At 42.6% G+C, this 26,917-nt stretch carries 22 protein-coding genes; 5 read left to right on the top strand and 17 right to left on the bottom strand.

Annotated elements, in window-relative coordinates; translation table 11 throughout:
• Position 1: 1 nt before the first annotated feature.
• Both ACIROD_RS11260 and ACIROD_RS11255 read left to right on the top strand, forming a co-directional pair.
• A complete protein-coding gene (locus ACIROD_RS11260) occupies positions 2 to 961 on the top strand; it encodes a DMT family transporter (protein ID WP_402940769.1) in 960 nt (319 codons plus the stop codon).
• A 33-nt stretch (positions 962 to 994) separates the two neighbouring features.
• Positions 995 to 1,138 (top strand): YrzO family protein, encoded by a 144-nt coding sequence (locus tag ACIROD_RS11255; protein ID WP_133350491.1) that lies wholly within the window; start codon positions 995 to 997, stop codon positions 1,136 to 1,138.
• 164 nt (positions 1,139 to 1,302) lie between these two features.
• Here ACIROD_RS11255 and ACIROD_RS11250 read toward each other — a convergent pair whose 3' ends face one another.
• The 9 genes from ACIROD_RS11250 to ACIROD_RS11210 form a co-directional block, all read right to left on the bottom strand.
• Positions 1,303 to 3,207, bottom strand: a complete 1,905-nt coding sequence (locus ACIROD_RS11250) for an endonuclease MutS2 (RefSeq protein WP_402940765.1) — start codon at positions 3,205 to 3,207, stop codon at positions 1,303 to 1,305.
• A 654-nt stretch (positions 3,208 to 3,861) separates the two neighbouring features.
• Positions 3,862 to 4,014, bottom strand: a complete 153-nt coding sequence (locus tag ACIROD_RS11245) for a hypothetical protein (protein WP_153246156.1) — start codon at positions 4,012 to 4,014, stop codon at positions 3,862 to 3,864.
• Positions 4,015 to 4,212: 198 nt separating this feature from the next.
• Positions 4,213 to 5,931 carry an adenine deaminase C-terminal domain-containing protein gene (locus ACIROD_RS11240; protein WP_402940762.1) on the bottom strand — a complete coding sequence of 573 codons (1,719 nt, stop codon included), beginning with the start codon at positions 5,929 to 5,931 and terminating at the stop codon, positions 4,213 to 4,215.
• A gap of 16 nt (positions 5,932 to 5,947) precedes the next feature.
• Positions 5,948 to 7,012, bottom strand: coding sequence for an ABC transporter ATP-binding protein (locus ACIROD_RS11235; RefSeq protein WP_063575186.1), 1,065 nt, complete (start codon positions 7,010 to 7,012; stop codon positions 5,948 to 5,950).
• A gap of 15 nt (positions 7,013 to 7,027) precedes the next feature.
• Entirely contained in the window at positions 7,028 to 7,816 is a 789-nt protein-coding gene (locus ACIROD_RS11230; RefSeq protein ID WP_133350517.1) for an ABC transporter permease, read from the bottom strand.
• 6 nt (positions 7,817 to 7,822) lie between these two features.
• Positions 7,823 to 8,647, bottom strand: coding sequence for an ABC transporter permease (locus ACIROD_RS11225; protein ID WP_260356765.1), 825 nt, complete (start codon positions 8,645 to 8,647; stop codon positions 7,823 to 7,825).
• A 24-nt stretch (positions 8,648 to 8,671) separates the two neighbouring features.
• Positions 8,672 to 9,601 carry a nucleoside hydrolase gene (locus ACIROD_RS11220; RefSeq protein WP_402940757.1) on the bottom strand — a complete coding sequence of 310 codons (930 nt, stop codon included), beginning with the start codon at positions 9,599 to 9,601 and terminating at the stop codon, positions 8,672 to 8,674.
• A 21-nt stretch (positions 9,602 to 9,622) separates the two neighbouring features.
• A complete protein-coding gene (locus ACIROD_RS11215) occupies positions 9,623 to 10,660 on the bottom strand; it encodes an ABC transporter substrate-binding protein (RefSeq protein ID WP_402940754.1) in 1,038 nt (345 codons plus the stop codon).
• Positions 10,661 to 10,852: 192 nt separating this feature from the next.
• Positions 10,853 to 11,203 (bottom strand): DUF2294 domain-containing protein, encoded by a 351-nt coding sequence (locus ACIROD_RS11210; protein ID WP_402942878.1) that lies wholly within the window; start codon positions 11,201 to 11,203, stop codon positions 10,853 to 10,855.
• A 360-nt stretch (positions 11,204 to 11,563) separates the two neighbouring features.
• On the opposite strand from ACIROD_RS11210, the gene ACIROD_RS11205 reads away from it, so the two are divergent.
• The 3 genes from ACIROD_RS11205 to ACIROD_RS11195 all read left to right on the top strand — a co-directional run bounded on the left by ACIROD_RS11205 (position 11,564) and on the right by ACIROD_RS11195 (position 14,819).
• Entirely contained in the window at positions 11,564 to 13,099 is a 1,536-nt protein-coding gene (locus ACIROD_RS11205) for a maltose/glucose-specific PTS transporter subunit IIC (RefSeq protein WP_048687501.1), read from the top strand.
• A 31-nt stretch (positions 13,100 to 13,130) separates the two neighbouring features.
• Positions 13,131 to 13,823 carry an N-acetylmannosamine-6-phosphate 2-epimerase gene (locus ACIROD_RS11200; protein WP_402940750.1) on the top strand — a complete coding sequence of 231 codons (693 nt, stop codon included), beginning with the start codon at positions 13,131 to 13,133 and terminating at the stop codon, positions 13,821 to 13,823.
• Between the two features lie 153 nt (positions 13,824 to 13,976).
• Complete coding sequence (locus ACIROD_RS11195) at positions 13,977 to 14,819, top strand: MurR/RpiR family transcriptional regulator (RefSeq protein WP_053537367.1); 843 nt, start codon at positions 13,977 to 13,979, stop codon at positions 14,817 to 14,819.
• Between the two features lie 120 nt (positions 14,820 to 14,939).
• Here the strand turns inward: ACIROD_RS11195 and ACIROD_RS11190 are convergent, their stop codons facing one another.
• The 8 genes from ACIROD_RS11190 to ACIROD_RS11155 form a co-directional block, all read right to left on the bottom strand.
• Entirely contained in the window at positions 14,940 to 15,389 is a 450-nt protein-coding gene (locus ACIROD_RS11190) for a YfmQ family protein (RefSeq protein WP_048687504.1), read from the bottom strand.
• A gap of 255 nt (positions 15,390 to 15,644) precedes the next feature.
• Positions 15,645 to 15,839 carry a hypothetical protein gene (locus ACIROD_RS11185; RefSeq protein WP_101224389.1) on the bottom strand — a complete coding sequence of 65 codons (195 nt, stop codon included), beginning with the start codon at positions 15,837 to 15,839 and terminating at the stop codon, positions 15,645 to 15,647.
• A gap of 782 nt (positions 15,840 to 16,621) precedes the next feature.
• Complete coding sequence (gene pdxR / locus ACIROD_RS11180; RefSeq protein WP_402940745.1) at positions 16,622 to 18,052, bottom strand: MocR-like pyridoxine biosynthesis transcription factor PdxR; 1,431 nt, start codon at positions 18,050 to 18,052, stop codon at positions 16,622 to 16,624.
• 195 nt (positions 18,053 to 18,247) lie between these two features.
• Complete coding sequence (locus tag ACIROD_RS11175) at positions 18,248 to 19,816, bottom strand: SagB family peptide dehydrogenase (protein WP_402940742.1); 1,569 nt, start codon at positions 19,814 to 19,816, stop codon at positions 18,248 to 18,250.
• Between the two features lie 23 nt (positions 19,817 to 19,839).
• On the bottom strand, positions 19,840 to 21,783 hold the full coding sequence (locus ACIROD_RS11170; protein ID WP_402940740.1) for a TOMM precursor leader peptide-binding protein: 1,944 nt from the start codon (positions 21,781 to 21,783) through the stop codon (positions 19,840 to 19,842).
• Positions 21,780 to 23,723, bottom strand: coding sequence for a putative thiazole-containing bacteriocin maturation protein (locus ACIROD_RS11165; protein WP_402940737.1), 1,944 nt, complete (start codon positions 23,721 to 23,723; stop codon positions 21,780 to 21,782). Before ACIROD_RS11165 ends, ACIROD_RS11170 begins: the two co-directional genes overlap by 4 nt.
• A gap of 144 nt (positions 23,724 to 23,867) precedes the next feature.
• The gene (locus tag ACIROD_RS11160) at positions 23,868 to 24,131 is read right to left on the bottom strand and encodes a heterocycloanthracin/sonorensin family bacteriocin (RefSeq protein WP_402940734.1); all 264 of its coding nucleotides are present in this window, start codon (positions 24,129 to 24,131) and stop codon (positions 23,868 to 23,870) included.
• Between the two features lie 451 nt (positions 24,132 to 24,582).
• The gene (locus ACIROD_RS11155) at positions 24,583 to 26,898 is read right to left on the bottom strand and encodes a copper amine oxidase (protein ID WP_402940731.1); all 2,316 of its coding nucleotides are present in this window, start codon (positions 26,896 to 26,898) and stop codon (positions 24,583 to 24,585) included.
• Between the last annotated feature and the right edge of the window lie 19 nt (positions 26,899 to 26,917).

Genomic DNA, 26,917 nt, shown 5'->3' with positions numbered 1-26,917 from the left:
TATGAAAAAAAATCAAGTTTTAATCGGTGCACTTTTATGTCTGACTGCCAGCATTTCTTGGGGAGCGATGTTTCCAGTTGCAGAAAGGGCCTTAATGTATATTGATCCTTTTTATTTCGCTTTTTTGCGATATTTAGCTGTTAGCGTCATTTTAGGGATATTGCTTTTAATGAAAGAGGGTAAGAAGTCTTTTAGCCTGGAAGGGGAAGGAAAGAAATTATTGTTTTTTGGGACGATGGCGTTCACTGTATACAACTTTCTCATTTTCGCAGGGCAAGATTTACTGGGGCATAACGGGGTGATTGTTGCTTCCATCATGGAATCATTAATGCCCATGATTTCAATTTTAATTCTGTGGGTTTTCAAAAATGCCAGACCCATGAAGTATACCATCGCCAGCATGTTCCTTGCCTTGATAGGGGCCATTCTTGTCATTACCAATGGCAGCTTATCATTCGTATTTTTATTGAAAGATAGTATCATCCCTATCCTTTTCATTCTTATCGGGGTTATAGGGTGGGTTATTTATACGATGGGCGGCAACCAATTCAACGGATGGTCAACACTTCGCTATTCAACTTTAACGTGCATTTTAGGAACAGCCGTATCAGCCATCATAACATTCCTCGCAACGGCAATGGGCCTGTCCGTCCCTACGGCAGAGGTTATGCAATCCATTTATGGCGAGATGATTTTCATGATTATTTTCCCTGGTGCCATAGCTCTTTTAAGCTGGAATTTAGGCATTAAACTTTTAACGCCGATCAATGGAATCCTATTTATCAATTTAGTTCCAATCACCACGTTGGCCATCGTTTTCATCCAAGGAGGATCACTATCATCCTACGAATTACTCGGAACTTTTTTAGTGATATATGCTTTGATTCAAAACAATTATTTTCAAAGAAAGAACTTGCCTTCCCGGGTTAAGGAAATGATCCAATTGAAAAGAATCATTTAATTAAAGGTACACAACATCAATAGGAGGGCAACAATGGATTTATTAACGCTTATGCTAATCTTTGGATTGGCTGTACTTTGGGAATTGGCAACGATTAATAAGAATGTGAAAAAGATGAATGAGCAAAATGCAGAATTGATCAATCTGTATAATGAAAGAAGGAAAAGAATTCAATAAAATAGACTTTTGGCAATACAATGTAAAAAAGCCTCTCATTTAGAGAGGCTTCAGACTGTAGTCAAACTCGATGAAAATCGAGTTTGTCTACAGTTTTTTTGCTTGCACAAATTTGGATAGAACTCTTTTTGCCTGCAGCCTTTTTTGCATTTTTGATGATCGTACTATTCACCAAGCTTCTTCCGGATATCCGCTGCTACGTTCTTTAGCGCCTTTTTCGATCCCCGCTCTAAGTCATGGTTCAATTTCCTTTCCTTGTAGCTGACAAATAAAGTATTGAGATCATAGCCTTCAGGGTATAAATCGACGGCCTTTATTTCAAGTTCGAGCTTATTGGCATGAACTTCCTTGAAGGTATCTTCGAAAAGTACGACGACATTATTGTAGGAGTCCTTTTTCTTATAAACGATCGCATATCCATTCAGTTCGTTTACCTTCACTTTGTCACCGACTTCATATTCATAAGATGCTTCTTTAGGTACGGCTGCTGGCTTCGCTTTTTTGATTTTACTTTCCTGGACATGCTCCAAGTCGTAGTCTTTATTTTCGATATAGAGCTTTGCCTTTTGCAGAACTTTTTCACGGACATTCATTTTTTTGGCTATCCAAAGGGCATTGCTTTCCCCGGATTGACCGATCAACAGCTTATATTTTGGCTCAAGTGTTTCACTGTTGAATTGCATGGCCGCATTCATGAAATCACCGTGTATTTCCGAATAGCGCTTGATTTCACCATAATGGGTCGTCGCAACGGTTATGCACCCCCTTTGATAAAATTCCTCAAGGATGCTAATCGCCAATGCGGCTCCTTCATTCGGTTCCGTTCCGCTCCCGATTTCATCGAACAGCAGCAAGGAGTTATTGGTTATAGCCCCCATGATTTCCGAGATGTTTTTCATATGCGATGAAAACGTGCTCAGTGCATTTTCCATGCTTTGATTATCACCGATATCGACGAATACCTGGTCAAAGACGGCAAGCTCCGTCCCCTCTTTCCCGGCAACATGCAGTCCTGACATGACAGCCAATGTAAGGATGCCGATCGTTTTCAGGACGACAGTTTTCCCCCCGGCATTAGGGCCTGTAATAATCAAGCTGCGATAGTCCTTACCGATTTCAAAATCCAAAGGTACGCTGTCTTGCGGCAATAGTGGATGTTTACAGCTCGTTAATTTAATATAACCGTGATCATTGATTTTCGGTTCGATGGCATCCATACTTTTACTGAACTTGGCTTTTGCGAAGATCATGTCATATTGACTGATCAGCTCGATGTTTATCTTGATCGGTTTCAGCTGTTCGAAAACCGTTCCGGATAGTGTGGCCAAAAGCTGATACTCCTCCATCGATTCTTCCGCTTTTAAGCTTGCCAATTCTACATTCAATTTCGTAACAGAGGCAGGTTCAATGAACACGGTAGCCCCTTTTGCGGATACTTCCACGATCGTTCCGGCCACTTGATTTTTATAGGAGGCTTTGATCGGGATGGTGTAGCGATCATCCTTTTTACTGATGAAAAATTCCTGAATGAACTCTTTATTGGCTCCGCTCTTCAAGAACTTATTCAGCCGTTCCTCTATTTTACCTTCTGTCTTGATGATTTGGTTCCTAATCCGTTTCAGGTCCTTGCTTGCTTCGGAAACGACAGCATTTCCCTTTATCGTGAATTGGATTTCTTCTTCGATGCTCCTGAATTCAGTCATGGAGCGGGCATAGGAATGCAGTGTCGGTGCAAAGAACTCTTTATCGGTCATGAATTTCTTGATATTCCTGCAGCCTCTTAAGAAGTCTGCTATCGCCACTAACTCTGACGGCTCCAAAATCATTCCTTTTTCCAGTTTGTCGATATGGAGGCCAATATGAGAAATGCCTTTTAAGGGAATATGGCTTTCCGCATTCAGTAAGTTCCTTGCCTCCGTGGTCTCGTTCAAACGATTTTTAACGACCTTCAAGGTGCTGCTCGGCTTAAGCTGATCCAATAACGCTTTCCCTAAACCACTTACGCAATGATTTTTAACCATTTCCTTGAGTTGGATATATTGTAATTTTTCATAAGTCATTGTATTCATCTAATGATCCTCCTTGAATGAGTGAGTGATTAAAATTCCCGAATCCAAAAAATGCCCGCAATGGTCCCCCCTACCTTTACAAATGAACAAGCCATTTGAGTAGAAAGCTCCTGCGGGCATCGGCCTTATCCATGGATAAGTGCCTAAAATCGATAACAAATAGGGCAGCTCGAATAGACCTGCGTACACAAAAAAGCATGATAGGACAAATCCCACCATGCTTTTCGCCGTAACACCTGCATGTTACACGATTTATGGAAAAGGAAGCAGTCTTAAGGTAGGTATTCACAATGCAGAATTACACTGTGAAAAAAGGCATACGTAATCCACTGACATATCAGTGATTAAATACCTTATTCAACTAAATTAGTTGATACCTACTCCCGACATAAAACACCACACCTTTTCTTAGATTGGAATTAACATACCATATCAGTAAGAAAGAGTCAATTCGTTTTTTGCCATTTTCCAAATTTTTATTAAAAGATTCAAGAAAACAATGCAGCCAAGCCCATGGTTCTCCCCTTTTCATTGTCTGAATATTTACTTTAAAATCGGGGTATGTTATCCTTATATTGACATAAACTAAAAACAGCCTCATGCGCTAACATGAGGCTGACAACTAGCAAGAGTGGTTGGTCACAACTAACTTAATTAATCGTCAGAAGAAGAACCATTGCCATCTTGGGAGGATGAGTGGTTCTTTTTCCGTTTCTTGGCGAACATAGACAGGATAAGACTGGTTGCTACAGCAACAAATATCTCTTTACCCATATCTGTAATCAAGTTCAATAAGAAATGAATCAAGCGGTCACCTCCTTTCCAATCTATCATTAGATGGAAAAGCAAAGCGTGACCTACCACTCTATCCTCAGTTGTTCCTCTATTTTATCATATTTTTACCTTAATGGTAATTATATGAAAATAAACAAGTCCAGCTAACATTTGACGCCAGGTAAGTCATTAATAAAAGGGGATTATCCATTGGATAATCCCCTTTTCGGTTTAAGCTTCATCACTCATTATGAGAGGGACTGTTTTCCCTTCGTTCACGTTGATCAATCCATGGTCGGTTATTTTCAGAGCCGGGCTGACAGGAAGCGATAAGGTGCTTAATGACATAATGACATTATAATGTTCGTAGCCTAACGATTTAAGTGCATCTGTCAGGTGCTGAACTTGCTTTGATACGATGTCCATCGGCTCTTCGGAAAGAATCCCTCCTACCGGCAGAGGAATCATCGATAGGACCTTGCCATCGTGGACGCAGCAGACACCGCCTTGCTTCCTTATTACTTCGTTAGCGGCAATCATCATATCCTGCTTGTTATGGCCAATCACCAAAAGATTATGGTTATCATGCGAATAGGTTGTTGCGACAGCTCCACGCTTCAATACATCGCCGGTAATCAACCCGTGTGCCCGATTACCGTTTTTCCCGTATCGTTCGAATGTGGCGATTAAACCATAAGGGCTTTCCTCCCAGCTTAATTGACCATTCTTCCCATCTAAATGATCATTGGTTTCAGATGTGAAAGTAGAACCGTTCTGCACGTTTATGATCCGGCACTTGCTGCTTTCAAGCCTATCCGGGATCGTGATGTTAAAATCGTTTTCGGTAAGTTCCGCAAGCTTCACACTTTGATAGAAATGCTCAGGAAATTGTTCTTCCTTCACTTCTTGGACATATGGCCGTGAAGATTCATAAACTAGCTCACCTTTTTTGTATACTTGTTCAATTTCAAATGTTTCCAAATCCGATAGCAGCAGGAAATCTGCTGTTTTTCCAGGTGCAATGGCGCCGCGGTCATACATCCGCATCCGCTGTGCAGGTGTATAGGTGCATGCATAAATGGCTTTTTCCGGAGTCATCCCCATTTGAACGGCTTTCTTTAAAAGGACGTTCAGATGTCCTCTGTTTTGGAAAGAATCGGTCATGACATCATCGGTGACAAAGCAGAAATGTTCATCCACCTGATTTTCCTTCAAGTAATCTATCACTTCTTCAGTCATTGATTTCTCTTGAATCTCAATGAACATCCCGGCAGCGATCCTCGCATCCATCCCTTCCACAGTCTGGTGTGTATGATCTGAATTCACTCCGGCATTTATAATCTTTTGCAAGTCCAAGTCGAGCAGCTTTGGAACGTGCCCCTCTATGATCAAATCTGGATAACGGGAACGGATATGGGACAAGATCTTATTCGTTTTGCAATCCGGGTCGGTTATGACCTCATAGTAATTCATGATCTCGCCGAGACATATAATGTCCTCTGTTTGCATCAATTCGTCAATATCATCTATTTCGATCGAACCGCCTGTTGTTTCCATCGATGTGGCTGGAACGGAACTCGGGATGGCATAAAACATATCCGCTACGCAATCTTGACTTGCTTTGATCATTTCCTTCACACCGGAAATGCCGAAAACATTGGCCATTTCATGCGGTTCCGGCACGATCGTCGTCACGCCATTTTTGATTAACCCGTAGGAAAAAGTCGCAGGCGTCACCATCGTACTTTCAATGTGGAGATGGATATCGATCAGACCTGGAACCATATACTTCCCCTGTCCATCGACGATTGTATCCGGCTCGAAGGCATCCAATTCACGTTCTCCAATATAATAGAACTTTCCATCCTTGATGGCTGCATTCCCTTTAATGAATCTTTTAAAATAGCTGTTAAACACGTTGATATCCCTTACAAGCATATCCATTCGCATAACTTACCCTCCTAAGCTAGTCAACAAGCACCATCTGGTTTCTCGGAATTTCAAGGATGATTTCCTGACCCGTCCGATAGGATTCCGCCATTTCCTTGTTCACAGTGAAATCCCCTATTGGAGTTTCAACGACATATTGATAGCTTCTTCCAAGATACGTACTTACCTTGACTCGGCCAGGTAAACTATTTTCCTGAACAGCTCCCGTGTTATCTTTTTCCCGGATCAACAGATCGTCAGGCCTGATGGCGCCTATTTTTCCCGTTGAATTGCTCATCTGCGGATCCTTGTGCAGCACAAATGAGTATCCAGATTTGTTCAGTTCGATTTTACCGTCATGATCTGTCCGCTTATCGAAGTCAATGAAGTTCTTGAAGCCAATGAAGTCCGCGACAAATTTGGTTTCAGGATATTTGTAAATGGTCGCAGGGTCACTTAGCTGTTCGATGATCCCTTTGTTCATGATCGCCACCTGGTCGGATATCGAAAAGCATTCTTCCTGGTCATGGGAAACATATACCGTTGTAATCCCCAGCTCTTGTTGGATACGGCGAATCTCGACTCTCATATTCACCCTTAAGTTGGCATCAAGATTACTCAATGGCTCGTCAAATAAGAGGATGTCCGGCTCAATCACCAGCGCCCTGGCAATCGCTACCCGCTGCTTTTGCCCTCCGGAAAGCTCTTGGGGATATCGTTTTTCAAAACCTTTCAAATTAACGATCTCGAGCACATTCATTACTTTTTTTTCGATTTCACTTTTAGCATTCTTTCTCAGACGGAGACCGAATGCAATATTATCGAATATCGACAAATGCGGAAATAATGCATAGTTTTGGAACACAAAGCCAAAGTTCCGCTTGTTGACGGGCACTTTCGTATAGTCCTTTTCCTTGAATAAAAACTTCCCTTCATTCGCCTGTAAAAACCCGGCAATTAAACGCAGGGTCGTCGTTTTCCCACAGCCGCTCGGGCCAAGAAGGGATACCAGTTTCCCTTTTTCAATCTCTAGATTGAAATCCTTTAATATATTCTGTTTGTTATATGCTACAGATATATCCTGTAAAGTGAATAAAGCCACCCATCATTACCTCCTTTATCGTTTTGTGAAATAAGACAATCCCATGAGCCGTTCTACTATAAACATGAAGAAAGCCGTTATGAACATGAGCAATACGGAAATGGCCGAAATGGTGGGATCGAAGTAGTTCTCCACATACGTCAGCATCTGAATCGGAAACGTACTTACCCCAGGGCCTGTCATATAAACTGAAATGTCTACATTATTAAAGGATTCCAAGAAGGCGATCATGACTGCCGCCAGAATTCCTGATTTTATATTCGGGAGGACGACTGTAAAGAATGTGCCCAATTTACTCGCTCCGAGACTCTCGGCCGCTTCTTCAATGGAAAAGTCAAAGTTTGATAAGCTTGAAGAAATCACACGGATGATGAAAGGCAGCATGATAACAGTATGTCCCACAAACAGGGCCGCATATATCGGAAGCTGATAAGTCCCCACAATGTAACGTAAAAACGCAAAGCCCAGCACTATTCCCGGTATTAATATTGGCGAAACGAAAAAGGCATTTATCACGCTTTTCCCTTTGAAATCAAACCGGCTTAATGCATAGGCAGCCGGCACTCCCAGTAACAGTGCCAAGAGGTTGCCACCCAGTGAAACAAGGATGGAAGTTTTAAAAGCGACCAAAAACATGTCCACATTAAAAATATTTTCGTACCATCTTAAAGAAAACTCTTCTGGCGGGAACTTCAAAATATTTCCGCCTTCAAATGACGTAACGGATATGATAAGCAAAGGCCCTAGTAAAAAAAGGAACACCAGGAGTGTAAACAGGGCCAATCCTCGATTTTTTTCCTGCATACACCTCTACCCCTTTGGATTTAATTTTTTTGCCAAACCATTCATGATCGATATGATCAGAACTGTCACGGCAATCATTATCGTAGCGACTATCGATGCCACTTGCCATTCGTTCAATGTAATCGCGTTTTGATAAAGAAAGGTCGAAATGACCCGCTGTTTCCCGCCTAATAAAGCAGGCGTAGTATAAGCCGTGAAGCTTCCTACGAAAACAAGGATGCTGCCAATGACCAAACCTGGAACCGAAAGCGGAATGATCACTTTTGAGAATACGGCCAACCTTGATGCTCCAAGGCTTTCCGCCGCTTTTAATAAGTCAGTCTCGATGTTCTCCATCACACCCACCAGCGTCACGATGATCAATGGCAGGAATAAATGGACCAATCCGATGATGATGGCAGTGGGCGTGTACAATATATCAAGCGGCTTATCAATCAAGCCCATGCCCATAAGCAATTTATTCACCACACCGTTTTTACCGATGATCACCATCCAACTGAATGAGCGGACAACAGGGCTTGTTAATAGCGGGAAGATCGTCAGCAAAAGCATGATGGCTTTTTTTCGTTGTTTCAGTTTTGAAATATAATAAGCTGCTGGAAATCCCAATAGAATGCAAATGATTGTCGTGAACAGACTCACCCTAAGTGTCGTCAGCAGAATTTCAATAAAGTATCGGTCTTGGAAAAAGTCGAGATATCCTTGTATGGAAAAACCGCCGCCTTCTTGAAAAAAGGTCGTGCCAATCGTCATTAGGATCGGAATGATCATGAAAATCGTTAAAAATAGAACGCCTGGTAACAGCAACAGGTATAGATAGCGTTTCTTCACCTCGGAACCCCCTGTTCGTATTATTTATGAATTGATTATGCGAATGAACAGGTCGAAAAACGCTTCCGCATCGACGTCCAGACAAACTTGCGCATTCGGCTGCTTCACCAGCCTATTTTGAAAGTCGCAAACCATCTGTCCGTCACAAAGCTCGCTTTTTGTTTCAACATCCACATAATATTCTTCTCTGGTGACAAGATCTTCTTGCAAAGCAATGGCTACAGCTAATGGATCATGCATCGCACATGCCCATATGCCGTTACGTTCAAAATACCTTTTCCGATAATCTGATGTACTTTGCCTTATATAGTCAGCAAGTTCATGGTTTTGAATCAATTGGATATGCTCTTCACCCAATAAAACCTTTCTCGTGACATCAAGACCAACTTGCGTGATCGATGCGAATCCCGCCTGTAATACGATTTTGGCTGCTTCAGGATCGACATACGTGTTATATTCAGAGGTTGGCGTGACATTGCCAACCCCTTTGACAACTCCGCCCATGAAAATGACTTCTTTAACGAGCTTGGTGATTTGCGGACATTTTTTCACCGCCAATGCCAAATTCGTAAGAGGTCCCGTCATGACAAGCGTCACTTCACCAGGAAAATTCAAAATGGAATTGATGATGAAATCAGAAGCAAATCCATCATCAGGCCGCTTTTTGACTGGCACATCCTTCAAGGCTCCGCCAATCCCGTCTTCGCCATGGATCCGGTGTTCAAAAAAGGGGCTCCTGATAATTGGGCTATCTGCCCCCTTTATGACTGTAATGTCCTGTTCATTCAATAAATCCAATATTTTGCATGTATTCAATGTGGCCGTATCAAGTGATACATTCCCGTTCACTGTCGTGACCGCCAATATGTCGAATTGACGGCTTTTAACAGCAAGAATGATCCCGATTGCATCATCTATTCCAGTATCCACATCAAGAATCATTTTTTTCTTCATCAAGCACACCTCGTTTCTTTCTTAGTGTGTAAGCTCACGATTCCAACGATCGATCCATTGTTTCGAGTTTTCATTAACAAACTTCATGTCCAATACACGTAGGCTGTTAATGACTTCATCTCCATAGGTTAAGCCTTTCGCTTCCGTTTCAGAGAGCTTGACTTCCGTATTGACAGGAGAATCCACTTTCGCTTTCGCTGATTTTTCCTGAACTTCCTTGCTTAAGATGTAATTCATGAATTCGCCAGCCAATTCTTTTTGATCGCTGGCTTTAACAATATTCACTGTATTCATCACTGCGTAGCCGCCTTCTTCAGGGGAAATGAACTTAGCATTAGGAACGGCTTCCTGTAAATCGCCAAAATACATTTCCATGATCGGGCCTGCAGCGATTTCCCCTTGCGAGAACATGTTGACGAACTCTGATGTCTGCCCATATTCCTTAACCGCATTCGGCATGATCTTTTTCATTTGATCGAAGGCTTTATCTTCATTGAACTCTTTACTTCCGCTAACTTTTGAAGCGGCATCCAAAAACATCGGTCCAGTTGTTGAAGTGATGGATGGAATCGTGATCTTCCCTGCCAAATCCTTGCTCCAAAGATCTTTCCAAGAGGTGATCGGTTTACTCAATTCATCGGGATTATAGGCAATGCCAAATTGTGCAATCGTATAGGCTGGTCCAAACTCCTCGCCATTCGGTGCTTTTGCTTTGTCGTATATATTATCAATATTCGGAATTTTGCTGTAGTCAACTTTCTCAAATAACCCTTCATCGATGCCTTGCTGTGCATAGTAGTCGGATAAATAAATAACATCCACATCGCTATTCGCTTGGCGTACTTTGTTCAATCGATCTGCATTGTTTCCTGAATCAACAACAATCTCTACATTATGCTTCTTTTCAAATGGCTCATAGACTTCAGGACGGAAGAAATCATCGGCGAATCCCCAAGTGGAAACGACTAATTTGGCTGGTTTTTCCTTTCCATTGTCCTTTGAAGAGCATGCAGCTAAAACTAATGTGAAAAGCGATAACATCATCAATATTTTTTTCATCATCCAAACCTCCAATTTTATATTGTTTAAACTTTCCTTTTTACTTATATAAATGTAAAAAAAGACAATCTTAAATAGAATTGAAATTCTACCCAAGATTGTCTTTTCTTTGTAAACAAAGATAAAACTTATCATTTGGTTCTCTAGCGGCGTTCCCTCCAGATAAATCCGAAGGGAAATCCATTTATATGATTATATAATTTTTTCCTTCAATACAATATTGGTGAATGACAGCTGTGTCGCTGAGTCATAATCCCTCAGGACAGCTTCGATATCCCAATTCGTTTGCGTTTCCAGCTTTTGTTTCAGTTTCTTTTTATAAAGCAGGGACATATGAAAGTCAACCTCCTGCTTCAGGCTGGGAACTTCCCCTTCTAAAGCTTCAGAGCGCGGGGCACGTCGATGTTTGGCCTGAAATGTAATCACATTCTGCTCAACAGTAACCTTCAGCAGCGTCGTACCAAAGCCGAACAATTCCTTCGATACCTCATTATACATATGAGAAAGCAATTTCTTCGTTTCGTTAGCGTTTATCGGTAAGATGACTATCACCTGCCAAACTATCGTTTGAGGTAATTATATATACTTTTTCTTAATTGCACAAGATAATATTCGGATTTTGGATAAAAAAAATGTTTTTTCTTATTAAATAGTACGTTTACTCACCAATACACGAATTATAAAAATAAGCAATAAAGATTTCAATATATTCATATAACTTTTTATCCAATCCAGCACCTTCTATTAATGAAAACTTTTTCAGAGAAATAAGCACAAGATTGAAAACAGTTGATATAACCTTGCATCGCATTGAAAACGCTCTCAAAGGGATTTAATATAGCTAGTATAGAGCGATAAAAAATAAAGAGTATCAAAGGCTCGTTAAATGAGGGAGGAATCATTATGAAGAAAGCTTTCGAGAAAGCGCAGCAATTCGGTAAATCTTTTATGCTCCCGATTGCCGTTTTGCCAGCGGCCGGTTTATTGCTGGGAATTGGCGGTGCTCTTTCCAATCCAAATACAGTTGAAGCCTATCCATTTTTAGACTTTGCTTGGCTGCAGGCCATTTTCACGATAATGAGTTCTGCAGGAAGCATCGTATTCGGCAACTTGCCGGTTATTTTTGCCGTAGGTGTTGCAGTAGGATTGGCACGTTCGGATAAAGGTACCGCTGCACTGGCTGCCATGATTGGCTATTTCGTCATGAACAGTTCAATAAATGCACTGCTTCAAATAACCGGGGAACTTGCCAAAGACAATTTGGCAGGTGCCGGACAAGGAATGGCGGTCGGGATCCAGACACTGGAGACCGGTGTGTTCGGCGGTATCGTAGTAGGGATCGTTGCCGCACTTTTGCACAATAAATATAATAAAATTCAGCTTCCGCAAGTGTTAGGGTTTTTCGGGGGTTCCCGTTTCATTCCCATCATCGTTTCCTTCGCGTCCATCTTGGTTGGAGCCGTGCTTTTTATCGTATGGCCTTATTTCCAACTTTTCATAAACCAATTAGGTGCGCTGGTAACGAGCACAGGTACGATCGGGACTTTCTTTTACGGATTCATATTACGGATGCTCGGGCCGTTAGGGCTGCACCATATCTTCTACCTTCCCTTCTGGCAAACAGCTTTAGGCGGAACGATGGAGATTAAAGGGCAGCTTGTCAGCGGGACCCAGAATATCTTCTTTGCGCAATTGGCCGACCCAACTACCGTCAAATATTATGAGGGTGTTTCCCGGTTCATGTCGGGACGGTTCATCACGATGATGTTTGGTCTGCCTGGCGCGGCATTGGCCATTTACCATTGCGCTAAACCTAAAAATAAGAAAGTCGTGGCCGGTTTGCTGCTTTCAGCTGCCTTGACCTCTTTCTTAACAGGCATCACCGAACCGCTTGAATTCAGTTTCTTATTTGTCGCACCGATCCTTTATGTTTTTCATGCCTTGTTTGACGGACTTGCCTTCATGATGGCAGATATATTCAATATAACGATCGGTCAAACCTTCTCTGGAGGATTTATTGATTTTACCTTATTCGGGATACTCCAGGGCATCAGTAAAACAAACTGGATTTATGTACTTCTCGTCGGCATTCCGTGGTTTTTCCTATACTACTTCACTTTTAAATTCTTGATCAGGAAGAAGAATTTGAAAGTGGTTGGCCGTGAAGATGATGAGCAGGCCGCTGTTACACAAGTAACGGCATCAGAGAGAACCCAGACCATCGTTAATGGATTGGGCGGACAGGAAAATATCGAGATCGTCGATTGCTGTGCAACCCGTCTCCGTGTCACGGTAAAGGATGAAACATTGGTGAAAGAAGACGTCATAAAACAAACCGGTTCAAAAGGTGTCGTAAAAAAAGGAAACGGCATTCAAATAGTTTACGGTCCCCAAGTGACGATCATCAAAAATGAAGTGGAAGAATTCTTGGGACATTGAGAATATAGACAACGATAAGGACGTGTTAAACATGCAACAGGTGCTGGATAAAATTCACAAGGGCTTAATTGTATCATGTCAAGCATTGGAGAATGAGCCGCTGCACAGCTCTTTTATTATGGGACGCATGGCCATTGCTGCCAAAGAAGGCGGTGCGAAGTGCATTCGCGCAAACTCTGTAGCTGACATAATGGAAATCAAGAAAAATGTGGACCTTCCAGTCATAGGGATCATTAAACAGGTGTATGGACAAAACGATGTCTATATCACTCCCACCATGGCCGAAATTGATGCATTGATGGGAACCAAAGCGGAAATCATTGCGACGGATGCTACATCCCGTGTAAGGCCGGACGGTAAAACGCTAAAGCAGTTTTATGGTGAAATAAGAGCAAAATATCCGGACGTCCTGCTAATGGCGGATGTATCCACCATTGAGGAAGCCAAATACGCTGACGATTTAGGATTCGATATTGTGGCGCCCACTTTATACGGCTATACGAACGAAACTCTCGGCGAGAAAATATATCAGGATGACTATGCTGTGCTCAAAGAGATTGTAAAAGCAGTGAACAAAGCGAAAGTGATCGCTGAAGGAAATGTCATCACACCAGAAATCGCCCGCTCTGTTTTGGATATGAACGTCCATGCAGTAGTGGTGGGCGGTGCCATTACCAGGCCGCAGCAAATCACCAAAAGATTCGTGGACGCCATCCAAGAATAGAAAATGGCACATGGTAAAGAAAAGACCCAGACTGGCAGCAGTTTGGGTCTTTTTTTCGATTCAAATTGCTGCAAACGTTCCTCCGGTTATTGACGTCCCTACTGGATACATTAAACTATAAATACAGATAAGAAATCCGAAATGGGTGATCAAATGGAATACCTAGCAGAAAACCTCATATATGGCATAGAATGCAGCATGGACAAGTTCACCAAAACAGAGGAAGAATTGGCCCATTATATTCTGCAGCGCCCTGAAGAAGTAAGTCAGTTAACGATCAGCCAAATAGCTAAAAAGCTCCATATTTCACCTGCAACCATTACGCGTTTCTGCCAGAAATTAGCCTTTTCTGGGTTTAATGAGTTCAGGCATGAGTTAAAAAGGTTCGTCGATCTCCGAAATACGCCGAAAAACATGAAGAACATCAAGCAGGTGGATTATTTCGCTAAACTGTATCAAGATCACTTAGGTATCATTGATAATACCTTTCATATAACGACATATGACAATATCCAAAAAGCTGTCTCTTTCCTTACAAAGGCAAATAAGATTCATGTATATGGAATAGGGAGTTCTGGTATAGCGGCCCAGGAGTTCAAGTCTAAGTTCTTTCGTATCGGCTTAACTGTCGAAGCCATTACAGACCCCCATCAGTCCATGATGGATGCAGCTTTAAGTAACGAGAATAGTGTTGTCATCGGCATTTCCATTTCCGGAACGACGAAAGAAGTGATTTCTGCAGTTAAAATCGCAAAGAAGCAAGGCGCATGCATCTTGGTCTTTACTGGAGATAAGAATTCCGAGCTCTCCCAGCTTGGCGATCTAACACTATTGGTCACAAGCAAAAACAGCATGCATATGGGACAAAACATCTCTCCATTGCTTCCGCTCCTATTGCTTTTTGATTTATTATATACAGAGTTGGTAGCAAAAGATTATAAAAACCGGATAAGCATCAGGGAAAAGACTTTAAAGGTATTAACCGAGACCGACTGACTTTTGGCATCTAAAAGTTATCAGTTTGCTTGTTTAGCTGAACCTGAGCGATAGTCCTTTTCGTTATTCTTCATAAAAAAACTGCATCTCCAATTGGGGTGCAGTTCACTTTTATTCCTTTTAAACTAAATTCCTTATTACTGGCATGGAACGTTCTTGAAGGCTCTCGGAAAGAAGACTATACGCCACTACTTTATTCTTGTACTGTTTGACTACGTCCACATGGTCGTTGTACATATACACATATAATCTAACATCGTTTTTTCCTCTTTTTACATCAATTATAATGGGAGTCCCACTGTTCTCTGGATGCAAAAACAATTTCTCGTTCCCGGGAAATATATGATTTTTTTTCAAAAACTTAGCTTCGTTAAAGTAATTAAGCACTTGAATTTTATCTTCACCTTCCAAGCGCTTTCCATCAAAGGTCACGATTGCATCCGCGTCACTAATTTCAGAATGTATTTTAAATTTACTCATAATCCAATTCACGGCATCGGTTGGAAGACAGGTAACTAATAATTTAAGCAAACTTAAGATAATTGTCAAAATCAATACAGGCCATGTCATATTTGATCATCTCCGCTACACTATTATTTAATGATTCATCTATATATTTTTCATCCATAATTATGTCGAAAGGATTGTTCACTCAGCTTACAAAGGTGATTGTTTCAAGGCATCTATCAGATTCTTTTTGTTCATATTCCGTAACATTTGTGAACAAATTCACATTTTTTCACAAGCAAATAGAGTATGTCTTACGAATCAAGGCAATATTTCTATGCATTTTGATATACTATTATAATAATCATTCACGCTTTCTTAGGCTGATTTTATTACGAAGTAGATGATACCCACAGTTAATACTAGCGCAAGACCAATATAAATATAACTAAGGTTCAACAAATTCCCTCTCGTTGCTGCAGAATAATTACTATCACTCTTCCCCGTTAATGAAAGGGTGCCAACCAGAGCAACTAAACTAATGGCCACTACTAATATTACACTTATCGTCATGATTCAACGCCTCCAAATATTATTATCCATTACCTTGATCCATTTAAAATCATTCCGATTCCCATCGTAGATCGCGCTTCATGTTTAATGAGTAGATATATTAGAAAAAGCCCACTTCTCTATAATAAAAGAACAACCAATTTTTGGACCATCCAATTAAGTGAAATTTCCACCATCCACTTGCTGAATTCTTTCGTAATATACATAGAAAAGTGCAAAGTGCTACTGAAGAAATGGCTAAGATACCGCGGATTGCAGGAACTCATGCCTAACTTGTATCCACAAAAAAGACCTTCAACCCCTCGGGTATGGTTACAATTTTTAGATGTTGATTTCCACTTCAGGCACTCGCTTTCCGCGGGCTGTCCGGGAGCCTCCTCGGCGCTCGCCTGCGGGGTCTCCCTTCGACGCGCTTTTCCCGCAGGAGTCTCGTACCTTACGTTCCAATCAACTTTGTTTTAAAATCATGGTTCGAAATGGTCTCATCCTGAACCATGATTTTAAAGAAGACCTGATTATCCTTCATGTTTTTTTATTTTTTATATGGATGGAACCCTCATTAGGTTGAAGAAATTTGCGACACTCCTGCCGAATTACTGGCTAGCCGAGACCCCACAGACGCTTGAGTCGAGGAGGCTTGGCAGACAGTCGGCGGAAAGGGAGCGGATTTCTGAAATCAACACTTTTTAATAAAAAAAACTGCAGGCAAACTGAGTTTTCATCAAGTTTGTCTACAGTCTGGAATCATCATGACTCTTTCTCGTGAATATCAAAGCGTATGATTATAAACTTTTTACCGCCTCTGCAAACCTTTTGATGCCTTCGTGAATGGAAGCCTCATTTTCCCTTGCAAAAGTAAATCGTACGTATCCCTCATCTGTACCTAGCGTTGAACCCGGAACATATATGACTCCCCTTTTGATGGATTCCTCCAGTAACTTTATTTCGTTCAATGCCACTTTCAGCTTACACCACAAATGAATTCCGCCATTTGGCGAATAATATTCAACTTTTTTTGACAGGAATTGTTGAAGACTCGAAACCATTGCATCCCTTCTATTTTCCAGATGCCCCCTTAAGCCGGCAATATGGGCAGGAAAATACTCTGAATCCAAAAAATCGTTTGCTATCCATTGAGTGTATGAGCCATGACCGAAGTCAACCTGCTGCTTAGCATCAGATAGTCTATCTATGACTGGTTTCGGTCCAATGATCCACCCAATTCTTAAACCGGAAGCAACAATTTTTGACAAAGAGCTTATATATAAAACATTTCCGTTGTTGTCCATCGATTTAAGAGTGGAAATTTCTTCACCGGCAAAGGAAGTTAAACTATAAGGATCGTCCTCTATGACCGGTATTCCATATTGGGATGAAAGTTCAAGAATCCTTTTACGACGGTTGATATGAAGGACAGTTCCTGTAGGATTTTGAAATATAGGGTTCAAAAAAATCATCCTGATCCGATGTTTTTTATGGAGTTCCAGTAAATCCTCTGGGTTGATGCCATCTTTATCAACTGGTAAAGGAAAAATTCTTAGGCCAGCGGATTGAAAGATGGGAAGGTTGTAACTATATGAAGGATCTTCCAATACGACTGTATCACCTGGCTTTAACAAGCATTGGACCACCAGATGCAGGGCTTGCTGTGCACCAGAAGTAATGAGTATGGAAGATGGATCCGTGTCAATTCTCCTATACTGTTTCACATGATTGGTTATCGTTTCCCTTAAAATTGCATTGCCTTGAGGGTGATCATAACCCAAGCTACCAATGAAGGACCTATTGGAAATGATTTCACGTAAGGGTTGGACTGGAAATAAGTCCTCTGAAAGCTCCCCGCTAGCTAAGTTAATAAGGTTATGCCCTTCCGCCTCTCTACGTATTCTTTGGGTTACTGGCATATTGGGCAAAAAAGAACCCGCTTCGATATATCTATTCCAGCTGGGTATGCGCTTTCGTGTAATTCCCCAGATATCCTTGCTGATCATCGTTCCGCTACCTTTTATTCGTTCAACCAGTCCATTTGCTTCCAATTCATCATATGCCGCAACAACTGTGCTTCTGTTAACTCCCAGTTCACTTGCCAAGAAGCGTTCAGACGGTAGCGGCTTATCCAATAAAAATGTTCCATCAGCTATTCCACTCTCGATGTAAGCCGCTATTTGTTTATATAAAGGCTTCTTGGATTTTCTGTCAGTTTTCCATTCCATAAGCTACATCCTTTAAATTATTTAGTTAAAAGCATACTAAATTATTAACTTTATATACTTATTCATTCCCAAAAGCAGTAAAACCTCTTATTTCAGTATAATCTTCAGCAGAGATTATTGCACTCTGCCGTACTACAAAATAAAAACGAAAGCCTCCATTTCTTAAATGAAATGGAGGCTTTCGTTTCATCTTCTTCAACTATGCAGACTCCCCTTTAGCCAAGGGCGATTCAGATAGTGTCCGATCGGGATTTGGATCAGGCTCGTTTTCCTTTGCGGTCCGTCTATCTTATAAAGTTCATCACACATATTCACATCAAAGCCGAGCAGCGGGTGCCCGTTCATTCCGAGGGCTGATGACGCTAGCAGTAGCTTCTGAACGAGCATCCCCGCCTCCATTTGCTGGATGCGGTATCCTCTATATCCAAGTTGCGTTTTGGATTGGTCCCGCTCACCAACTACATGTATGCAGATCGGCACTTGCTGAAAATTCATGATATCGAGGGACATTCCGTATTGCAATAGGAGCCGATGATCTCCTGGTTGTATCTGTCGTAATGAATGGGTCGTGCTGTCATAATGGTATGCACCATCTTGTATGTCTTCCACATTATATAAACAAGCATAGAGGGAAACGCGATTTTCGTTGTTCTCGTTTGTTCCATCCAAGTCATTTCGATAGGAGAACGAAGCGGTTGCCTCCTGCAGGAGAGCGGCCAGCTGCGATTGACTGACTTTCCCGAGTACAAAGTCCATTTCAGGTGAAAATCGCTTCCGGCAAACTGATGCCAAGTCATAGGACAACCGCTTCACGATAGGAAGGGCTACAATTTTCCCTTCGAATTCCGTCCCATTCTTTGGATTGACCCGCCGGAATGATTGAGTGGATGCCATCATGGATGCTTCATTCATTTTGGTTAGCATCGGAAATTCCCTGATCCTCTGCGACCGAACATAGTGTTCAGGCTGGATATCCGTCAATTCCAGCAATAATTCCGTCGAGGTGACATTTCTGTCCATACTCCTTTCTTCTCTAAATCTAAAAGAAGGTTCTGCCGATAAGGGGATCACCGCATACGTGCTCTCTTCCTCTTCCGAAAGCCCAAGCAGATGATTGATGGCCCGATCAAGAAATTGGAAGCACACTCCGGCGGCGATTCCAAACCGTTTCGCCACTTCGAGCAACTGTCCAAGAAGCACGCCCGCATCCAGACCTTGCAGACGGTATGAAAAGTTATTATATTTGTAGAAGTTTTTCCAAAACATCGTCGATACGAAAACCGTGCCAAAGGATGCTGACATATCAAAGGAATCACCAAGAGCCTTTGTTAAATAGGAATCAAAATTCCCTTCCCGCAGCAAAACCAACCGGTGGTGTGCTGCATCATAATGGTATACGCCAGCAGGTAATCCCTCCATCTTCAAGTATACGTACAATTCACTTGGATACAAAGCTCCCCCTGATGGCGGAAAACGCCGGAATGACTGCATGAGGTCCTCAGATTCCGAAGATCTCGGGACCTGGCTGACTTGGGTCAGGCCATATGCGTACCAGAGGAAATGACCGATTCCTTCAAGGTCCTGCCGTGAAGGCCCGCTTCCCCCCTCGAGCGTCAGCGGTACCTCCAGTGAGAGTGGAAAAACAGGCAAGTCACGGTAAAGCTTATACGTTAGCGGTGCATCTTCCCAATCCACTTCCCAATCCGGCGGACTTGCCTTTTCGATATCAAAATGCAAATTTTGCAAAAATGCCTCTAGACTCATCCTCCAACCTCCTAAGTCACCGCTTATGGAAATGGATGCGGATGCGGATTGAGCTGTTCGAATTCAAGCGGCCGTTTTGCATATCCAAGTTCCATCGGAACCCTCAGTATTCTCTCAAGCCCCGTTATGCGGGTAAGATGATGGCCGAATGTCATCGGCAGCATCCCCGGGATCATCACTTTCACGCAATGTAGTCCATTTCGTGCAATTTCCGGTGTCGTTTGATCCACCACAATCACCTCGAGTTTCAAGCGGCGAAACTCCTGAAGGATTTCCTGCAAATCTTCCGTCAAGTCCGGATGATTGACCTTTTCCCCGTATTCTTCAGCGAAAGTTCGCATCGAGCGGTCATCATCCAGCAGAAACTGCAATCGCTCTTCGGCTTGCGGTAAACCGTACAGCATGCCATGATCATCCATTTTCCGTACCAGTGAGGAATCATGCAGCATTTTCTCAACCTCATCCTGATTCTCTTCCAATTTATCGTCAAGGGTCAGCATCATGCCAGCCAGCTCGAAGACCGCGCTTTTCACCGCCCGGACCGGATCCAGATGGGCCCCTGCCGCACAAATAATATTCAACCCTTTTTGTTTCCTGTTTTTTGCCAGCGCCCATACGCTCGGTATACCATGTTCCATCGTTGAGTTAAATAAATGGATATCATATCCCGCTGCCGCCCTTGCCCTGTCAATCATCAGCTCCAGTTCTTTGTCTTTTGCTGAATAAGGATCAAGCCGTGTGAGGGGCAGCTGCGCATACCAGGTCAGCAGGAACGAATCACGTTCGACCACTTCCATGATGCCGTAGAAAATGGCCTCCTCCAAACTTCCCCCTAGAGCACATCCATTGGAAGTTTCATAGACAAATCCATGACCGCAGCCCAAGCTGTAATAGGAAAGCAATTCCGGGACCAAGATTGGCCGCTCTTGCAAAAATGAGTGGCCCCACACCCAATCTATCGAGCGGTCAGGATTAAACGGTTGAAACGGGAAATCCCTCTGTGCATAATTTTCCTTCGAATGTACCCCTATCCTGATGGGATCGAGCGCAAAATCTTTCAGGTTGTTGTAGCTGTCATGAATGACTGTCCGTTTGCCGCGGGGCTCCATTCCGCAATACCTTTCCAGTCCCTCCAATATGGCAGTCATCTCACTGACCTCATATGATAGAGTCCGGCCCGCCGATCCCTCATCTCCTATGAACAAAGGCAAATTAACACTTACATCGGCAAATGGCGGTACAAGGTCTATCATTTTATTATTCAAGAATCCTGTTCGGTGGTCCAAGTAATCCTTGGCCAGAACTTCATTCAGCTCCTCCATCGAACGGGTACGGTAACTTTCGGGACTGATTTTTGGACTTGGCTTCAACGAAATCCTTGCACGCTCCTTCGAGTCATCAGGTAATGTTGAGCAAACCTGACACAATGGGTCAGGTAAAAAAGAGTGCCACGAACCATTCAGCGTTTTCAGGCTGATTAATGATACATGCCCTTCCGACCGGGCGCGTTCTCCTTTCATCACCTTCCTTACCTCTGCACAAATCAAGTGGGCCATCTGTAAAAGGCCTGTGCGGGATGCCGCCGGATCACGCTCTATCCCCCCATTTTCCTGCAGCTGTTGGCGGATTCCCCACATTTCCTTTCGATCACGCCCAGCCATGAGATACCTTTGGTCCGCGCACTGTGAGCAGCCAGGAACACCCGGGCGCACCAGCGGACCTATCACTCCCTCTCCAAATGATACAAACCCCCGCAGCCATGGAATGCCCGCTTTCCCTATCACCTCTTCCGCCTTTACATGGTCAGCGGGATTCCAAGCGTCTTGCAGCAGAAGGACCATTGCCGTCGTTTGCGGGATTCCTGCCTCGAAATCGGTATGGCGATTTACCTGATATTGGCCGGACAGGTCCCCATGAACATGGTCGGCCAACACTCCTTCCCCGACAACCAATACGTCAGTTTTCACCCTGATTCCTCCTCTCGCAAAAACACCCCAAACACACCTGCAATTTCTTCCTTCAAGAAAGGTTCCAGATCTATTTCGAAAACGTGGATTCGCTTACTGTTCTTCTTCAAGACTTGAATGGCGGACTGTACCAATTCGAGATTCCCTTTCACCCCGCATGAAGGAATCACAAGATCGACCTTTTCTTCTTCAAGAACAGGCGATGCCACTAAACCTGGAGCTGTTAAGCAAACGGTCTGGTTTTGGACTTTCATGACGGCCTTTTGCAATGCGTTCCGTAATGCGATCGTAACATTCAAACCGACAGCGCCGGACCAGCCATCGCTCGTTCCTGCCCAAACTACCGGGAAGCCTGACACTCCCTCACCCAAGGCGATGATCGGATCTCCCTGCAGCCGGGTCAACGCTTGTAGATAATACCTGCAGCGCTCATCTTCCACTTGAGCCAATTGCACTGTCACAAGTTTCTCTTGGTTGAACCGCTTATTTAAAAACTCTGTATCCAAACTGCTTTGCAGTCCACGGCAAACACATTCAGCAAATGTTTCCCCTGCTCCGACACCGATCGATTCCTTTATTTCGTCTGCTCCCCGAATCGGAGGAAGAGTCGCAACAAGTTGGCTGAGTGTTCTGGATACATATGCTTCAACTCCTGCAAGACCGCATTCCCTCCTCGCTTCCTCATGCGTCAAATCTGAACGGATGATTTCGGGCAGGAGTTCTGCCGGACCGGACGACAGCGGATCAACAGCCTGAACGCGGCATTGAGCCAGCGGCAGCTGTTTTAAATCCCCCTCATCCCAACGATGAAAGATACCGGATTCCGAGGATGTCAACCGGCTGAAATACATAAATACCTTCCCCGGTTCAACCGGGTCCAAATTCTGTTCAAGCCGCCGTTCAAAATCTTCAATCCATGCAGCAGTCCCTTTTCCCGTCACCCCCGGGTGGGGAATGAACGGATGCCACTTTCCCTCCAATGTATCCATATCCAACAGATAAAATTGATTGGCTTGTTCTGCTTTCATAACTCCTGTAGCGTCTTTAAACCATTCGAATACCATTATATTGGCTAACATCGCTCCGGCTGTGGCGGAAAAAGAAGATGATGTCTGATTCTTTTCCAGTTCAGCTTGATGTAAACGATGCCAGGCTGACTCCCAACAACCATTTGAATCTGGATGGACAAGCGGACCAGCCATGCCTACTTGATTGATGATCATTGCAGGAAACAGGGTCTTTTCCTCTTGCCTGCAAACCGAATGAAGTTCTCTTAATTCCTCTATATCACCCTCCTGTGACACATATAATATCGAGTCAAAGGGCTGCACGATCTCCCGCCATTCAATCTCTGTTCCCTTTTCAAGCACGACCTCCTCTATCACAACCTCGTCGTCCGTCTTACGTGCATGTGCCACGATTTCATTCAATCTCTTTCTATTGGTCGGTACCGTGTCCGTAATGAAGATATGGAATGTGGACAATCCAGATTCAATCAGTGAGGACACCAATGAAAGGAACAATGGACCAGAGCCTATAGCCAACGCCTTTTTCTTTCGATAAGTTTCAAAACGGTAAGCCCCGGAATCGCCGCAACTTTCCAGGAACTCGATTTGCGAAGCATACCTTTCAAGAACTTGTTCCCTTAATTGATGGGGACTGTCCTGACTTACATCCCGAACAAACCCATTACCATACAAAACCTCGGCAATTTCCATCACCCGGTTCCGGTATGGGCCAGGCAATCCATCCGTCAACTCGCTTAATGTATGGTTCCCATTGAACATCGGTAATAACTTTTCAATCCATTGAACGATCGAGCTGCCCTCCATACGGAATGAACTTATGTTATTCCTGAAATACACACCTCTGTTTGGTTCCGGAAGAAAAAACGTATCCCTTTTCACTTTTAAACGCATAGAAGGGGTCAAATTCACCATTCCGCTCCTCCTAACCCGAAGCATTCTAAGTACTGCTATTAGCACTTCACTTTAATCCTATGTACGACAATTTGTCCCTTATGTCTCATGCTATAAAGAAAAGTCCCTGCACATGCAGGGACTTCCTTTAGAAAACCTGGATACTTAACCGGCGCAACGACCGCAACGACCGCCGCAACCTCCGCAGCGTCCGCATCCACCACAGCGACCACAACGACCGCAGCGACCGCCACAACCAAAGCAACCAAAGCACAAGAAACAGCCAAAACAGCCGAAGCAGCCACCCACACCAATGAATTGTCGGGACGAATCATCCAGATTGTACTGGTTTTGATCCCAAGGAACTGGCTGAGTCACCTGGAAATCATCTACATTCAGATTTTGCAATTGATTTTGAAATTCATACATTTTATATAACCTCCGTTTTTTTTTAAAGGTAATGCTTAGAACAGGAAACCTGAACGAAATGGTCAGGGAATTTAACACCACATCAAGTATTCCCTCCAACAAATTATGTCAGGGGAGTGGGTATTGCCACTGATTAAAGCGCCTAATTTCCTTGAATCTCCTTAAAACGGTTCAAGACGGAAACAGGATAATCACTATATTAATTATGTGGCTTAGTACAAATGAAAAACTTCGAGACAAAGCTGAAAGAACCTGGAACTAAGTTGGCAAGCCTATAGGAGCTTAGCTTATCAACTCGAAAAGGGGTCCTTTGCTAGTTAGAAACATAGAACCTCAATATCCTTTTCATCTATGAATTACGATGCTACTCCAAACAATAATGTATGAAATTCAATCTCGCTTCGAACCAAAATAAAGCCCTTGCACTAACTTATACAAGGACTTTATTTAATCACTTTGAATTTTCTTTTGGTAAATCTAATGTTGGAGTACGATCAAAGAAATTCCACGGTTTTAACATGGCGTGTACCCATTCTGTTGGCATCATTGGCCATTCTTCAGCTCGTGCTATATGAGTTGCACCTGTGGTCATCCATACCACATTATCTGTATTGTCAATGGAACCATTGTCTGCCGAATATTGTCCTAATCCTGTATCTGTTTTGCTGCGGTTCGGATATTTACCTTCCGGATATCGCTCGTCCGGGTCATAATTTGTGACCCACAACTGCTTGTCCATAAAGTTAACTCGCTTAAAAAGCCAGTCATCATCACTAAATAAGGCTCCTTTGGCAATCGGGTGAGTGCCTCCTGCAAAAGGGATGATTTGATAGGAAACAGGATTTCCTACCTTATTCTCCTTATTAAGATTACTGAACAGTCGAATAGTGGAAGAATCAAATTTTTGAATCGACTCTTGCTCCGTCTTTACTGTTTTTTCTTCTGTTACCATAACACTTTTGCGTGGACCGCCCTCTTGATTTTTTTCTACCTTTGGATTAATTTCCATTAGGGAATTACTTTCGCCATCAACATCTAGGTCAAGCCTGAAATTGTAAATGTGCTGGTGAGTGGTTCCGACAATATTATTATCAAGCAAAGTACCATATTTTGTATCCTCTTTTGCAGTTTTGTCATGCATTGTTTTTGATTTAACACCTTTTACTGCTTCAATACCGGATGCTCCTACATCAATATTAATTATTCCATTTTGTGATAACTTCCAATCAAAGATATAATCATAGTTTCCTATTGTACTAACCCAGCGAACCACTAATTCACGGCGTTCACGGCTTTGATTTTCTTCTTTAAATGTCGCAAGGTCGGCATGTTTATATTCTGGCCCCGCATATTGTTCAAATACTGCAATGGCATTTTTAATAACGTAAGGATTGCCCGAGTTATCTGCAATTGTTGCATCTAGCAGCACGGCGTTTTCTGGTACGTCCGCTCCAAGTTCCAGCGGTGCAGTTAATGTGCCCATTCCATATTCACCAGCATCCAAATAGGACTTGAAGTACCAGCCAACGTCAGGATCTCCGTAAGGAACTATCATCCCACCGAGTGATCCTTCATACATAATTTTTCTTTTTTTCCCATGGTCATCATAAGTAACGGTTGATAACACAGGTCCTACCCGAGTATCCAATCGCAAATGGAAATCCCAGTTTTGCCAGCTAATCGTATTTCCTTTTATTTCATAGTTCTTGCCTTCTGGCTCGGTAATATTAAGCGGTTTTACATCGGATTTCTTCTCATAATCTCTACCATCATATGCGTTTAATTGCATCGGGATTGGAATGACACCATCATCTTCTACTTTAATAACCGCTTTCTTTTCAAGATCTACAACTGCGACCAAATTTTCAATTGGATGCGCCCAAAAATTCCCATCACCTGTATCCAAATAAGATACTATTTTCAATAGACGCTTATCATGCTCCAATTTATCTTCACCATCGAAATAACCTACTGTCAAAGGGGTCGCAACGACCTTTTTAGGGTCATCTATCCCCCGCTTTTTTAGCGCTTTTGCATAGTCTTCACTTGCTTCAATGGCTCCTTGGACAGTAGCAAAATCATCCATAATTACCATGCCCTGAACGCCGTCCATTTCATTCCATGAAACTAGTTTTTTTGATGATATATTCACTTCACCCTCAATAACTTGTTTGCCATTCAATGCAATGAACTCTGCTTTTCTTGTAAATGCGTTGTCTTTTTTCTCTTTATCGTACTCCCACTCCCACACTTTCTTTTTTTCGGGAAGCTTCAGTGTAATTTCTGTAAAACGAAGAGTATCTTTATATTTCCCTGCCTCTTTGATTACATTAACCACTGCTTTAATTTCTTTAGGAGTTAAAGGATCTAAAGGATGATAAGCTTCTTTTATTTTAGCTGTTTGCTTGATTTCAGGGAGAACTTCATTCACAAAATGATCAGTTACGTAGATTTTCTCATCTTTTTCTATCACGTTTGATTCGAGTGTAATCGCTTTTCCATTAATATACGCTTTATCAGAATCAGGTATTATTTTTATGACCGTATCATCTTTTTCGATGGTGATTTTTTTTGTGAAAAAACTCCAAAAATCAGATTTAACAGTTGCACCAGTACCTTCTAAAGCTGATTCTAGCTTAATTAATTCCACTTCACCGCCATGAGCAGAAGCATTGTTATTATGAATTAGTGAATAAGGAGAGAATATGAAAGTTAGTGCAGTCATTACAATAATTGCTGCTTTGAAAGTTCTTTGCATTGTTTTCATAGAATGTTTCCTTTCATTT

It is taken from the genome of Peribacillus sp. NPDC101481 (genome assembly GCF_044767165.1).
In the GTDB taxonomy this organism is placed as follows: Bacteria; Bacillota; Bacilli; order Bacillales; family DSM-1321; genus Peribacillus.
Note: the sequence above shows the minus strand (reverse complement) of the source record. Positions and strands in the feature narration are given on the sequence as shown.